Here is a 14,876-nt window from a genome sequence, read left to right as displayed (position 1 = left end):
TCGTTCCTGCATATCTTTTTGCATAGTCAACGGCGAGCCCACTTTCCTTGCTCTTTCACTTATTCACCTCAATCAGCCCATCCGGCTTTTCTCGATTAGAGAGTAATTCAGATACAGTGACGAAGGAATAACCTCTTTTCTTGAGCTCAGGGAGAATAATCTTCAAGGCTTCAACGGTTTGTGTACTTTGATGTACATAATCGTGCATGAGGACAATGTCGCCGTTACGGGCGTTGCGAAGCACCTTATCTGCGATACGGTGTACACCAGGCTTTCGCCAATCTAGGGTATCCTGATGCCAAGACCATAAAATAATTTTTAGCCCCTTCTCCTTGGATAGCTTGACGAGTGAATCGTTATAGGAGCCGCCTGGTGGTCTAAATAGATGGGTCCCCGCACCAGTTGCCTGAACGATGCTCGTCTGACCTTGGTCCAATTCGGACAGAGCTTTGTTGCGGGAGATATATTGAAAGGATGAATGAAGGAAGGTATGGTTGCCAACTTCATGTCCTTCCTCTCGTTCCCGTTTTACAAGGTGTGGCAGCTTTTCTACACGACTGCCAACGACAAAAAAGGTCGCTTTCGCATCATATTTTTGAAGTAAATCGAGAATGGCAGGCGTATTGCTTTCGTCCGGTCCGTCATCGAATGTGAGAGCGATAAGCTTACGATGGGTAGGAACTTCCCATACAATGTCGCCCCGTTCTTCGTAATAGGCTCTTCCCTTTGTAGGAGCGGGGGAGGCATATGATGTGTTTTGTGCATTCGTATATGGAGTGGGGCAAGAACTGATACACACCAAAGAAACAGCGATTCCAGCGCATAGCAAACGGTTATATTTCATCAGGCTTCTTCTCCGTTCTGACGTATTCTCACATTAGCTTGCCAAGAAGAAGCGTATACCATTCCTCATTTCTGAAAATTAGCATATTAGACCTGATGAAGAGAAGTGTGGTACTGGAGGATATAAGCCCTAGAACAGGTCATAAGGTTAAATACGGTAATTAATGAGACTAAGTCCAAGAGTGTAGCATAATGTAACAAGGAAACTTCTGCTCTCCCTCTGAAGTATATCAAGACCTCTCATGAGTTAATTGAACTTATGAGAGGTCTTGTTGGCGATTTTGTTTAAAAAAGATTACACATCCCTCAAGATAGCTAAGTTAACTTTTCGAGGTAGCTGAATAGCATCTAATATTAGTACCTCGTCTTGCAAATTAATATTTTTTTTTAAGCTCTTCTCTTAATATTTCTAAATGCTTACTGAGCAGCTCTATTTTTCTTTGAAATAATTTATTTGTTTTTCTTATTTTAAAGAGGTAGATCAGCGCACATGAACATATAAAAATATGAATAAAACAGAACCAGTAGATTATGGTTACAGATATAGTCCAGGTCCCTATCAGAATCCTCTCCTTATTTCGATTTTATTAGGTGGGTTGTTTCTGCCAAAATCTCATCCAATTGATGCATTACTTTGTTTTTTTTTAAAGTGCAAATAATAAAAATAAGAGCAAAAATGAAGAGCAATAATTCACTTCCTAAGAATAAAAATATAGACATTTCATGAAGAAATAAATTGTCAAACATAAATTATCCTCCAAATTTTAATAATATTTTACATATAAATCTATAATATGTTAATCTTCGATAGTATCATACCATATTATAGGAGGAAGAACATGAAAAAAGTTGTAGCGTCTGCAATATTGTCCGCCTCTCTTTTACTTTCAGTGGCACCCGCTAGTTTTGCAAGTGAGGTTTCCTCAGTTACATTTTCAAATCAAGATCTTGATAAGTTATCTAGTCATTTAAATGATTTGGGCCTTTCTGAAAAAGTGCAACAAAGCCTAATAGAGAAGATTAAGGCAGGAGAACTCCCTGATTCTGATAATCCAGAAAAAAAGGGTACTGGTATTACAAGTGAAGTAGAATCATCAGATGGTTTGAAAATTCAAAAAACTACGTTTCCTGATGGCTCCGTAATTCAATCAACAATAGATCTTACAAACGCGAAAATAAAGGAAGAACATGTTATAACTCCAAATGATGTTTCAGGGGGATATGCCTCAGGAGGAACTGGTTATAGAACATTTACAAATGCAACAGTGAGAGAAGAAACTTCTTTTGTTAAAGCGAGATTTTTTGCTGATTATACATTAGTTCAAGGTGGATATAGCTATATATCTGACGCTTATGATCCTTATATTGATATAATTGGGGGATACTCAAGTGGAGAAAACTTGGTAGTCGACCAACCTAAACAGACTGATTCAAGACCCGCTCGTGCAACCTTGACATTTACTTGGGTTAAAATAAATGGCTATTTTAGCTCTACATACAAATTATTCCTATATGTTCACAACAGTTCAGCTAGCTCACAATTACAAACATATTAACTTAATAATTTGTTAGTGTTTTCCTTAAATATTTCATTTACAAGCGAGATAGATAAAAAGGCTTCCTCCAAGTTAAATAAACTCGGGAAGCCTTTTTATGAAATGACAAGCGAGTTTAATATAGGAAGCATCCAGAGGAGCAAGAGATTAGTTTTGTACTTGATCTTATACGATGTAGGCTTGGCACTGATTGATTTAGACAGAGCTTGTTTTTGCTCTCTCCAATCCGTCATGTAAGGAGTGGGGAAATTATCCTGAGATAGATTAAACCTTCCATACAATGTCCCTTCATTGTATCATCCTTGTAGGCATGAGGCTAATATGGCCTGCTATTAGTATAGTTTGTGAGGTAAAAGCTAGCATATAAAAGACACACATCGCCGAATTTTGCTCAATAACAGTGCTAGCTTGCTTGTTGATAACATCCTGTGCCCATGTTAAGTTGTACATATCCATCCTTGGTTTTAATGTGCAGTGAAGATCGGTCATTGTCCAGTTCTTAATCTGACGAAAAATGGAAGAGGTCAAACGGGACAAGCCGCAAAAGCTGATTTGAAGTCATGGAGTTGCGACTCGTTCCTGAGCTTCGAACAGGAGATGAGACGGGATGAAAACAGATGAAAAAGAGCTGCGAGCCATTAGTCTGACGTTAGAAGCTGGCGAACACATCCGATCCTGTATTAGGTGTACGTATGATTTGCAGCAAAGCTCTGAGAAGATACCGCTTTGTGGAATGCTGGCCGTAACGTCCCAACGAATCATCTTTTATTCCTGCACTTTGGGTATTCCTTGGGTCAAGTTCATTAATTATCACCATATTTCGCAGGCTAAGCTGGAAAAGGATTTGTCAGGTACTAAAGGGAGCATCCTGTTGATCAATCAGGGTGTAAATGAGGTGTTCTGCCACCTGCCGAATGAAGATCGTATAGAGCGTTTTGTAGCTGTACTAGAGCAGGAAGCAGGCATCTCCTGTGAGAACTAATGATTATAAGGATACAAATAACTAAAACCTCCAACTTCGTAATGTGCCAAGGGTAGGCTCCTTACGGATTTGGAGGTTTTTTGTCTTTTAGTTAGACAGATTGCATGGATTAAACGCTAGCTCAACAGGACTATAACCAACAAATTAAATAGCACCAGCGGCAGAATGACATTGTTGTAGGCATAGGAACGATCAGGGGCCGGAATGCCTGAGGAGGGTGAGTGATACTGCTGAGGGACTCTCAGATACAAATGATCCGCATCCATGTGCACAATCGTTCCTTCATACACATGATGATCCATCGTTTGTACCCTGACCGTGTGATTCATGTAGGGACTCAATTGATAATGTAAATGATCGCGGACTTTTTTAAGTTCTTGTTGGAATTCCGGTCTAGCTTGATATAAAGTTTGCGGACTGACGGTGTTGTACGGCATTCGCCTCTGACCTCCATACTCATAATAATGATATATCGTATGCAGGAGCCTGTGCCCTTGTGCGAGTACCCAATGAGGATTGGTTTTACAAAGAGTAAAAACATTAACATTTTACTCCAGTCCACTTGATGTTCCCTTTACATCAAAACGATACACTTACTGAGGTTGGTTTAAAAGAAAGGGGCGTTCCGTTTTGGGTGAACTTAACAAATCTTTGGGACTGGGGACGAAGAGCCAGCAACGGACATCGTCTAAAGCTCGCATACGCACGGGTTCGCTAAAAATTCAAAGACTGCGCGAAAACGCGCTGGCGTATACCTTTTTGGCTCCATCGCTTATTTTGTTTGCTGTATTTATGTTTTATCCGATGATAAAGTCCGTTTATCTCAGCTTACATTCTACAGATCCCGCAGGAAATGTTGCAGATTATGTGGGGTTCGATAACTTTGCTATGCTTTTCAGCTCAGGTCAGTTTCTACAGGGGATTAAGGTCACGCTGCTTTTTGCGGTATTGACGGTACCTGTGGGTATTTTACTGGCGCTGGTACTCGCTGCCCTTACACACAGTAAGTTACGTGGGATGCGTATCTTCCAATTTGCCTTCTCGCTACCGATGGTGTTGTCGGTGGGTTCATCTGCGGTCATTTGGAAATTTCTTTTTCATCCCACACTGGGAATGTTCAACTATGTGCTTTCCCTGTTACATATCAATCCAGTTCCGTGGTTGACTAGCCCGGATTGGGCGCTGTTCTCCGTAGCCATAATGACCATCTGGATGAATCTTGGCTTCAATTACATTATCTTATCGAGCGGACTTCAAGGGATTCCCGATGACATGTACGAAAGTGCCAAAATGGACGGAGCCGGACCGTTGGTCACGTTCTGGCGTATCTCTATGCCGCTGCTATCACCGACGATCTTTTTTGTGACTGTAGTTTCTATCATTGGTGCCTTCCAGTCTTTTGCCCAAATTAATATCTTGACCAAAGGCGGTCCGGTGAACAGTACAAATGTATTTGTATATTCCATTTATCAGGAAGCTTTCGTTAATTTCCGGTTCGGAACAGGGAGTGCGCAGGCGATTGTCTTGTTCGCCGTCATTTTGGTGCTTACGATGATTCAGTTTAAATGGGTGGAAAGAAAGGTGCATTACCAATGAAACAACACCTGAATTCAACATTACTGTATGTACTGCTTACGATTGCAGCCGCTCTGATTTTGTATCCGGTGATTTATACATTTTTTATGGCGGTCATGTCACCCGAGGAAGCGAGCGCTTACCCACCAAGCTTTTTCCCGCATTCCTTTCATATGGCCAATTTCACTGAAGTGTTCGAAATCGTTCCGATTGCAGCCTTTATCGGCAACACCTTTCTCATTTCGGGTCTGACGATGATCGGACAACTGATTACAGCCAGCCTGGCGGCCTATGCCTTTGCCAAAATGGAATTCAAGGGAAAAAACTTCATTTTTAGCATGTTTGTCGCGACAATGATGATCCCTTGGGAAGTTACCATTATTCCTAACTATCTGACGGTACGAAGCTGGAACTGGCTTGATACGTATCAAGGGTTGACGGTTCCTTTTCTGGCGACGGCATTTGGAACATTCCTGTTAAGACAATTTTTCCTCCAGCTTCCCAAGGAATTGTTCGAGGCTGCTCGTATGGATGGGTGCGGACATATCCGATATTTCCTGTTTCATGTGCTTCCATTATCGCGTCCTGCGCTCGGAACACTGGCTGTGTATTCGTTCCTGAACATGTACAATTCATATCTCTGGCCTTTACTAGTCACGAATAGCGAGAATATGCGTACCGTACAGATCGGCATATCCATGCTGGAGTTTCAGGAATCGACTTCATGGAATCTGGTGTTTGCGGGTACGGCACTTGTCATTTTACCGTCTCTGCTCCTGCTGATCTTTGGACTCAAACAGCTGGTGCGTGGAATGGCAGCGGGTGCGCTTAAAGGCTAATCATAGATGCAAAAGACAGCAACACCTGCGCAAGCAGCCTATATACAAAGTTTTAACGCACAAGAGTACGAACATTTCATTCAAGAATCATTTAATCAAAGGGAGAGAAGAGAGATTATGAGATTTTTTCGTTTGAAAAGTGCTTTGACCCTGCTTATTCTGACTGCTATGGTCGTTGCAGCAGGTTGTAGCAACAATACAGCGGCGGAGAAGCCGAGTAATGGTAATGATGGGGCTGCAGCGGCTTCACCTATAAAACTGACTTGGTGGCATTCAATGTCCGGCAACGGTGAAAAAGCGATCAAGCAGATCGCTGCTGACTTTAACGCTAGTCATAAGGACATTCAGGTAGAGCCAGTATATCAAGGTAAATATGATGACAGCTTGAACAAGCTGAAAGCGTCGCTTGGTTCTAATAGCGGACCGGACATCATTCAAGTATACGAAATCGGCAGTAAATTCATGATCGACTCTAAAATGATCACGCCTGTACAACAATTTATTGATGCAGATAAGTTCGATTTGTCGCAGCTTGAACCGAATATTACACGATACTACACGATTGATGGTAAATTGAACGCCATGCCGTTCAATACGTCAAATCCGATTTTATATTACAACAAGGATGCTTTCAAAGCCGCAGGACTTGACCCAGCTAATCCTCCGAAAACGTATGATGAATTCGAGAAAGCTGCCAAAGCCTTGAGCAAGGATGGTAAATCTGGTGCATCCATTGCCATCTACGGCTGGTTTATGGAGCAACTGTTTGCCAATCAGAACGCGGACTATGTGAATAATGGCAATGGACGCGAGCAAGCAGCTACAGAATCCTTGCTGAATTCGGATGCCGGTGTAAAAACACTGACATGGTGGAAGAAAATGATTGATGAAAAGGTCGTATCCAATTTAGGACGTAACTCCGACGATACGGCAAAAGCTTTTTCTGCAGGACAAATTGCGATGACGCTGGATTCCACCGCTTCGCTGCGTAATATTGTGGAGCAGGTTAGCGATAAATTCGAAGTAGGCACAGGATTCCTGCCAAGAGCCAATGAAGCAAAAGAAGGCGGCGTGGTTGTAGGTGGCGCGAGCTTATACATCATGAACAACAAGCCTGAAGCCCAGCAAAAGGCAGCATGGGAGTTCATTAAATTCGTCGCTTCCCCAGCAGTACAGGCACAATGGAGTGTGAACACAGGGTACTTCCCGATTACGAAAGCAGCTTATGACGAGAAGGTACTCAAAGATAACATGGTAAAATATCCGCAATTTCAGACAGCCGTTGACCAATTGCATGCATCGGCACAATCCACTGCTACACAAGGCGCAGTGATGGGCGTATTCCCAGAAGCGCGTCAAATCGTCGAAGGTGCGATCGAAGCTGTTCTGAGTGGCCAGCAGCAGCCAAAACAGGCGCTGGACCAAGCTGCACAAGAAATTACAGGCAAAATTGCGCAATACAATCAAACAGTGAAGAAATAGTCGGCCCTCCCTTAAAATCGGCTGATAATCCATAGGATGTGCCCCCTTATTAGCCGATTTTATGAAATAACGGATCGAATGAGTGACCCCCTCACTTATTCGATCCGTTTTTGCATTTCCATTTTAGAATGGTCGTTTAGACGAAGTGTCTAAAATGGCCGTTTTTGCACATTTCCTATTGCTGGATAACTGAAAATGGGCTTATAATAAATACATAATTTTTGTACTGGACGGTCAGTTCAAAAAAGGAGGAAGCATGAAACAGCAAACGAAGGAAATTATTTTTAACGGCGCACTCAAGGCTTTTTCCGAACGAGGTTTTAATGAAACAAATATGGAGGAAATTGCCAAGGTATGTGGCATAGCCAAAGGAACCCTGTACTACAATTTTAAAAACAAGCAAGAATTGTACATTTACATTTTGAAGATGGGAATGGAGCGTTTTGTCCAGGATATCCATGAAGCGATGGCTCAGATTCCTATGGATCAGGTAGAAGTGAGGGTTCACAAGCTGATCCAAGTACATATTGAGTTCATTGGGAGAGAACCGGATTTTTGCCGTCTACTGGTCAGTAAGGGATGGGTCTCGCAGGAACAGCATTTTAATATTAGGCAGGTGCTGGCAGACTATTTTGATTTTATGGAGGCAGAGATTGATTCCGGCAAGTTCTATGGGAAAATTTCGAGTAAGCTGGATGCAAAAACGACTGCAAATTGTTTATTCGGCATTTACATTTTTACTCCGATGCGGTCGATGGTATGGGGCGAAACGATGAATCTGCAGGAAGTTCGCGAAAGTACCGAAGTATTTGTATGTAACGCGCTGGGTATGCAACATTAAATAGACAAGTGGAGTGATGAGAACATGAAAGCTAAAAAATATGCGATTTATATCGTACTCATTATTTTAATCGCTGTAGGAATCTATGCTTTAACTGCCTTCCCACGAGGGAGCAGCAGCCTGTCCGCAGATGAGTCTTCTTCAATCCCGACGGCTTATGTAGAATCAGATACGCTCAATGCCAGCTTTAAGATGGCAGGACGTATTGATCAGATGCTGGTGAATGAGGGCGACAAGGTAAAAAAAGGGCAAGTGCTAGCCCATTTGGAAAGCCGTGAGCTGGAAGATAAGGTGAAGCAAGCACAGGCTGCATTGCTGGCAGCCAAGAGCAATGTAACCAAAGCGAAAGCCAGCGTATTGCAGGCTCAAGCAGGAGTAGGTCAGGCGCAGGCTACCGTGAGCGCCGCTCAGGCCAAGAAGAGCCAAGGCACGACAGCGGTCAGTGTGACCGCTGAGGCTTCCTCCAGCCAGATTGAACAGGCCAAAGCAGCTTCTAACGCCGCCAAAGCGAAACTGGATGCCCTCAAGAGCGGAGCAAGACCACAGGAACTTGAGCAATTGCAAGCATCTGTGAAGGTAGCTAAGGAAACGCTGGACCTGACCGTTAAAAATCTGGAGCGTGCCAAAAAGCTTCAAGAAGCCGGTGCAGCAACTCAGGCCTCGTTGGATCAAGCGACATTGGAACATCAACAGGCAGTGGCCAAGTATAATGCAGAGTCGCAAAAATTGGATATGGCACGGGAGGGAAGCCGTAAGGAGGAAATTACGGCAGCTGAAGCTCAATACCGTCAAGCCTTGGCTGCAGTGAAGGAAGCACAGGCAGGAGCAGGCAAAGTTGCTGTGCAACAGGAAGATGTCAAAGCTGCTCAGGCTTCAGTAGAGCAAGCGCAATCCGCTGTGAAGGCGGCGCAATCGACGGTAGAGCAGGCACAATCTGCGGTTGAAGGTGCCAATGCACAGGTAGCCCAAGCGGAAGCTGCACTTCAGGAGGCTCAGACCTATTTGAGCTATACTACGCTGCGTGCGTCTGAGGATGGGATCATAAAATCCAAGTCGCTTAGCTTGGGTGAGATGGCTAGCGCAGGATTCCCGGTTTATACCATTGAAACATCCACACAGCGTTGGGCTAAATTCTATGTACCGGAAACGTCGCTGAACGGTCTTCAAGCAGGGGATACAGTTCAAATTAAATTACTGTCAGGTGGCAAGGAGCTGAAGGGTAAAGTCATTCTGTTAGAATCGGCTGCAGACTTTGCCATTCAAAAACCGAGCCAAAGTTCTGGTGATAAGGATGTCCGTTCCTTTGGTGTGAAGGTAGCATTACCGGATCTTGCGGCTTCGGTTCCAACAGGCTCCACGGTTCTGTTTACAGGCAAAGGGGCGCAGTAATATGCAGGATTCACAGGAAAGACTTCGTATCCGCGATGTGTTTCGCGAGGAATGGCTGAGTATCTTCCGGGACCGCCGTTTTATGGCTATTCTGTTGATTACGCCAATTGTGTATACGATACTGTTCGGCTTCCTGTATTCGCATCAGCGGATTACCGAGATGCCCGTCACAGTATATGACGGAGATAATTCACAGCTTAGTCGCCAGATTATTCAGGCGTTCGATGCGACTGATTCATTTGCCGTTACACGGCAAGTGACCAATCAGGATGATGTAGTCCGCCAGGTGGAGACTGGGGAAGCTAAGGTCGGAATTGTCATTCCAGATAACTTTACCACTCGGCTTAAGCATGGGGAAAATCCACCTGTGCTTACGCTGATTGACGGCAGTAATATGATGTATTCCAATAGTGCCAGTCGGATTGCCAATCAGGTCATTAGTAGCGTGAGCGCCGGAGTATCGCTCAATTCCATGAAGCAAAAGGGAATGAATGCTGATCAGGCCGCCTCGACGCTGACTACCATCCCGTTCCGATCCAGAGTGCTATTTAACCCGGTATATGATTATAAGCTTTTCATGCCGTTGGGGGTTATTTCTGCGGCTCTCCAGCAGTGTTTGCTGCTAGGTATTGCGTTGTCTTGCACGCGGGATAAGGAAGCAGGGACTTGGGGAAGGTTTGGCGCTTGGAAAAATACCCCGTGGCGCTTGGCTATTGCCAAGCTGGCACCCTATTATGCGGCGGGAGCTTTCAATGTGCTGACTGTATTCAGTATTAGCGCTCTATGCTTCGATATTCCGTTTAGGGGACAGGTACTGCCATTGATTTTGGTATCGTTGGTCTTTAACTTTGCTTTGTGTGGGTTAGGTTTCCTGTTTAGTCTCTTTTCCAAGACCAGAGTAGACGCGACACAAACCCTGATGCTCATTGCTGTTCCTTCCTTTATGCTGTCAGGCTATACGTGGCCATTGGAAGCAATGCCCGGCTTCTTGCGAGGGCTTGCTGAAATATTGCCATTAACGTATTATTTGGACGCTGTACGGAACATTACTCTCAAGGGACTGGATATCACCTACATCTTTAAGGATTTGATTGCTCTGGGCGTCATTGGTTGTGTGAGTCTGCTGGTGGCCTTCGTGATCTATCCGTTATTCTTTAGACAGCATCAGACGACAGCGCAGCATGCCGATATGCCCGTACAAGAAGGATTTACACTTAAAGGCTGAGAGCAATTTTAATCAAAAAGGCAGATCAGGAGTAACCCTGATCTGCCTTTTATTTATTAGTATGATTTAAAAGTGGAAGAAGTATTATTGCGTTTTAAGATCCTCAATAGAATCAATCGGTACATAGGATGGAACGACAAGTCCGGACATAACGCCAGTCATGCTGGTTCCGATGTCATCTACTTTATCCTTATATTGAGCCCAATAATCAGCATGCGTCAATGGAAGCCAGGCGGCTGCAGTAGCATCTACACTTCCGCCAGCCACGCCTGTCCACATAGGACCGATTTCCACTTGCAGCGCTGTTACTTTATAGCCCAATTTTTGTTCTAATACATATTTCAATACGTTCGTACTGGCAATTTCAGAATCCCAAGCAGCGTAGCTCAGCTTCAGGGGATCGCCGTTGACGGGCTGCAAGCCCTTGATCCATTCCTGTACCTTATCAGGATGCTTATCAGCCCAGTTCTTGGCAGCCTGCTGTGGGGGAGTACCATCTTGAATTGCGATCATCACTTCACCCATATCTTCAGCAGTCCACTTGAAACGGCTTAGAAATTCATAAGCCACAGGAGCATCCTGTTTCAACCCTTTACGAGCGATTGTATGAATTTCTTCTTTATCACCATATGCTTTTTTAGGGTCTTTTAAGTATTTCAAATCATACTTGTTAAACATCCAGTGAGGAGTCCAACCAGTTACAACGATAGGCTGCTTGGCTTTGATAGCTTTATCCAGTGTAGCGGTCATAGCAGCTCCAGAGCTTTCAAGCAGTTTCCAGTCAGACAATCCATAGTCACTGATAGCTTTAGCAGTCAGCTTCATCAGTCCGGCGCCAGGGTCGGTACCGACAATACGGTAGCCGACCTCCTTGCCAAAGTCCCCAGTAGCGGCGGAAGCCGGAGCCGCTTCGGCTCCGTTCCCCTGCAATTCAGTAATTGATTTAACATTCATGTAAGCTGGAACGACCAACCCGGTTTTAACACCAGTCATATTCGCACCTAGGTCGTCGAGCTTGTCTTTGTATTTAGTCCAGTAATCCGCATGCGTTAACGGCAGCCATGCAGCCGGGGAGGCATCTACATCACCACTAGCGACACCCGTCCACATAGGACCTGCTTCAACTTGCAGTGCGGTTACTTTATAACCCAATTTGTTTTCCATTATATATTTCAGCAAATTCGTACTCGCAATTTCCGAATCCCAAGCTACATAGCTTAGCTTAAAGGTATCGCCATTGACAGTTTGCAGTCCTTGAGTCCATTCCTGAACCTTGTCGGCATGTTTCTCTGCCCAATCCTTGGCAGCTTGCTCTGGACTGGTTCCGCCTTGGATAGCAACCATCATTTCACCCATATCTTCCGCTGTCCATTTGAAACGTTTTAGAAACTCATAAGCAGTAGGAGCATCCTGCTGCAAACCTTTGCGGGCAATCGTATGAATACCCTCAGCTTCACCATAAGACTTTTTAGGGTCTTCCAAATATTTGAGATCATACTTGTTGAACATCCAGTGAGGAGTCCAACCGGTAATAATGATCGGTTTTTTCGCTTTGATGGCTTTGTCCAGTGTGGCCGTCATGGCCGCACCAGAACCCTCGACTAGCTTCCAATCAGACAAATTGTAGTCTTGAATTGCTTTAGCCGTCGACTTCATAATGCCTGCCCCGGCATCAATACCAATAATTTTATAATCAACTTCTGCGCCAATCGGATTGGCAGCATTACCTTTACCAGCAGCGGAATGATCAGTTCCAATAAAATATTGAGATGCGCCAGCGATCAGAATAACTGCTGTAACTGCTGAGGTGATCCATACTTTTTGCTTGCTGGATACACGGCTTTTGCTTTTTTTCGTCGGTTTAAACAGGTTTTGTGTAAAGCGGTCAAGCACAATAGCTAGAACGACCACAGCCAAGCCGGCTTCAAAACCTTTACCAATTTGCAGCTGGGTCACAGCACGATACACAACTGCACCGATGCCTTCCGCACCGATCATGGAAGCAATAACAACCATGGACAGTGACAGCATAATCGTCTGATTAATACCAGCCATTAAGGTAGGCAATGCCAGTGGCAGCTGTACTTTAAACAGCTTTTGCGCCGATGTTGAACCAAATGCATCAGAGGCTTCAACCAGCTCATCCGATACTTGCATAATCCCCAAGTTGGTCATGCGAATGGTTGGGGGGATCGCAAAGATAACTGATGCGATAACACCTGGTACAACACCCAAGCTGAAAAAGGTAACCGCCGGGAGCAAGTACACGAACGCAGGCATCGTCTGCATAAAATCAAGCAAAGGCGTGATAATGCGTGATGCTGATTTACTATATGCACACCAGATTCCGATCGGAATCCCGATAACAATGGATACAAGCGCAGACGTGATGACTAGTCCGAGCGTATTCATCGTTTCGCTCCAATAGCCGAGATTATCAATCAGCAGGAAGCCGATGACAGTAAATAGTGTAAGCTGCACCCGCCCAATCATAAAGGCAATAATTCCGATGATCACGATGAACACCAGAGGGTGCGGAAGCATAAACAAGCCAGAGAAGAAGCCAACTACGGCTTCTATAACCGAAGAAATAACATTAAACAATCCAGCCAGATGAATACCCATCCAGTCTACAATGGATTGAATCCACTCAGCGATTGGCAGTTTCGGTATCATGGGCATTCACCTCCTTTGTAGTAGGTACATCTCCACTTAGTGCACCCAGTAAAGCTCCACGGACGATAACGCCCAGCAATTTCTGCTTGTCATCGACGACAGCCAGTGGCACCTTGGACGAGCTTGTAATTTCAAACAGATCATTAATGACAGTTTCAGCAGTAACCTGCGGTCCGTCAGTGATCAAAATATCTTCAATCTTCAGATTGTTGCGCAGAGCATGAACAGCATCCTCGGCATTAATAACACCCAGTAGCTTTTTGGTGCGATCAATGACGAATAGATTGGAAATCCCACGCTCTCGCATCAATTCCAGAGCTACACGCGGACCGCGGTCCATAGTGATGGTTTCTGGACGAAGCATGACATGAGCAGCCGTCAATACTTTGGACAGATCCACATCCTCGACGAAGCGGGCTACATAAGAGTTAGCTGGTTGGATCATAATTTCTTCCGGTGTACCAATTTGCACGACCACTCCGTCCCGCATCAATGCAATCCGGTCACCAATCCGCAGCGCTTCATCCAGATCATGGGTGATAAAGACAATTGTTTTCTTCATTTTATCTTGAAGCTCCAGCAGCTCATCTTGCATGTCACGACGAATGAGAGGATCCAATGCGCTGAATGCTTCATCCATCAGGAGAACTTCAGGGTCATTCGCGAGTGCCCGTGCTAGACCGACACGCTGCTGCATACCGCCACTTAACTCATCGGGCATCTTATCGCCCCAGTTTTTAAGACCAACCAGTTCCAGCGCTTGTTGTGCCTTTTCCTGGCGTTGTGCTTTATCTACCTTTTGAATTTCAAGACCGTATTCTACATTTTCCAATACAGTCCGATGTGGGAACAGGGCGAACTTTTGAAAAACCATACTGATGGTTTTACGACGAACTTCGCGGAGTTGTTCTTTGTTCATCTTACGGAGATCTTTGCCGTGGACCAGAATTTCACCGGAGGTAGGCTCAATCAAGCGATTTAGCATTCGCACCAAAGTGGACTTGCCGCTACCTGATAACCCCATAATTACGAAAATTTCACCTTGCTTAATTTCCATGTTGGCCTTATTAACACCAACAGTAATCTGTTTTTCTTTGGCCAGCTTTTCCTTGCCCCAGCCTTGCTCCAGGAGCGGAACACCTTGCTCTGCGTGAGGACCAAAGAGTTTGCTGACATTTTTGACTTCCAAAATCGTCATACATACACCTCTTCTTTCTATACTTTGCTTGGTATTAACCCCATGTTGCATGATGGATTGAGTATAAAAATCATAATTCTGTACATCCTGAACGGTTAATGACAAAATTAATTGTAACAGAAGCATTGCTTACATTTCAAACAAAAAAACTGTTCGTAAAGTACGTACAGAAAAAACTGTACAAACTTTCCTTCGATATGCTCCTTCGTTCTTTAGAATGCTCAAACATTCGGAACTTTACAACCGATAGTGCTTTTTTTAAAATAGACA

At 44.4% G+C, this 14,876-nt stretch carries 12 protein-coding genes; 8 read left to right on the top strand and 4 right to left on the bottom strand.

All coding sequences use genetic code 11. The annotated features are described in order from the left end of the window. Positions 1–55: 55 nt before the first annotated feature. The gene (locus OIU26_RS07955) at positions 56–844 is read right to left on the bottom strand and encodes a polysaccharide deacetylase family protein (protein ID WP_058710866.1); all 789 of its coding nucleotides are present in this window, start codon (positions 842–844) and stop codon (positions 56–58) included. Positions 845–1,682: 838 nt separating this feature from the next. Between OIU26_RS07955 and OIU26_RS07950 the strand changes: the two genes are divergently transcribed. Then, positions 1,683–2,399 carry a hypothetical protein gene (locus OIU26_RS07950; RefSeq protein ID WP_264216463.1) on the top strand — a complete coding sequence of 239 codons (717 nt, stop codon included), beginning with the start codon at positions 1,683–1,685 and terminating at the stop codon, positions 2,397–2,399. A gap of 607 nt (positions 2,400–3,006) precedes the next feature. Then, a complete protein-coding gene (locus OIU26_RS07945; RefSeq protein WP_264216462.1) occupies positions 3,007–3,381 on the top strand; it encodes a PH domain-containing protein in 375 nt (124 codons plus the stop codon). 116 nt (positions 3,382–3,497) lie between these two features. Here OIU26_RS07945 and OIU26_RS07940 read toward each other — a convergent pair whose 3' ends face one another. Further along, a complete protein-coding gene (locus OIU26_RS07940; RefSeq protein WP_264216461.1) occupies positions 3,498–3,818 on the bottom strand; it encodes a hypothetical protein in 321 nt (106 codons plus the stop codon). A gap of 193 nt (positions 3,819–4,011) precedes the next feature. On the opposite strand from OIU26_RS07940, the gene OIU26_RS07935 reads away from it, so the two are divergent. The 6 genes from OIU26_RS07935 to OIU26_RS07910 all read left to right on the top strand — a co-directional run bounded on the left by OIU26_RS07935 (position 4,012) and on the right by OIU26_RS07910 (position 10,732). Then, positions 4,012–4,977 (top strand): carbohydrate ABC transporter permease, encoded by a 966-nt coding sequence (locus tag OIU26_RS07935; protein ID WP_264216460.1) that lies wholly within the window; start codon positions 4,012–4,014, stop codon positions 4,975–4,977. Next, positions 4,974–5,795 (top strand): carbohydrate ABC transporter permease, encoded by an 822-nt coding sequence (locus OIU26_RS07930; protein WP_013369899.1) that lies wholly within the window; start codon positions 4,974–4,976, stop codon positions 5,793–5,795. The genes OIU26_RS07935 and OIU26_RS07930 overlap by 4 nt, the downstream gene beginning before the upstream one ends. A gap of 117 nt (positions 5,796–5,912) precedes the next feature. Beyond that, the gene (locus OIU26_RS07925; protein ID WP_264216459.1) at positions 5,913–7,277 is read left to right on the top strand and encodes an ABC transporter substrate-binding protein; all 1,365 of its coding nucleotides are present in this window, start codon (positions 5,913–5,915) and stop codon (positions 7,275–7,277) included. 256 nt (positions 7,278–7,533) lie between these two features. Further along, positions 7,534–8,118 (top strand): TetR/AcrR family transcriptional regulator, encoded by a 585-nt coding sequence (locus OIU26_RS07920; protein WP_264216458.1) that lies wholly within the window; start codon positions 7,534–7,536, stop codon positions 8,116–8,118. 24 nt (positions 8,119–8,142) lie between these two features. Then, positions 8,143–9,507, top strand: a complete 1,365-nt coding sequence (locus tag OIU26_RS07915; RefSeq protein WP_264216457.1) for an efflux RND transporter periplasmic adaptor subunit — start codon at positions 8,143–8,145, stop codon at positions 9,505–9,507. A gap of 1 nt (position 9,508) precedes the next feature. Further along, a complete protein-coding gene (locus OIU26_RS07910; protein ID WP_013369903.1) occupies positions 9,509–10,732 on the top strand; it encodes an ABC transporter permease in 1,224 nt (407 codons plus the stop codon). 84 nt (positions 10,733–10,816) lie between these two features. Here OIU26_RS07910 and OIU26_RS07905 read toward each other — a convergent pair whose 3' ends face one another. Together OIU26_RS07905 and OIU26_RS07900 are read right to left on the bottom strand one after the other, a co-directional pair. After that, positions 10,817–13,408, bottom strand: a complete 2,592-nt coding sequence (locus OIU26_RS07905; RefSeq protein WP_264216456.1) for a glycine betaine ABC transporter substrate-binding protein — start codon at positions 13,406–13,408, stop codon at positions 10,817–10,819. Next, a complete protein-coding gene (locus OIU26_RS07900; protein ID WP_014599546.1) occupies positions 13,383–14,606 on the bottom strand; it encodes a quaternary amine ABC transporter ATP-binding protein in 1,224 nt (407 codons plus the stop codon). Before OIU26_RS07900 ends, OIU26_RS07905 begins: the two co-directional genes overlap by 26 nt. Between the last annotated feature and the right edge of the window lie 270 nt (positions 14,607–14,876).

The sequence above is a fragment of the Paenibacillus sp. BT-177 genome, assembly GCF_025846815.2.
Taxonomy (GTDB): domain Bacteria; phylum Bacillota; class Bacilli; order Paenibacillales; family Paenibacillaceae; genus Paenibacillus; species Paenibacillus polymyxa_C.
This window is presented reverse-complemented; position numbering and strand designations above follow the sequence as displayed.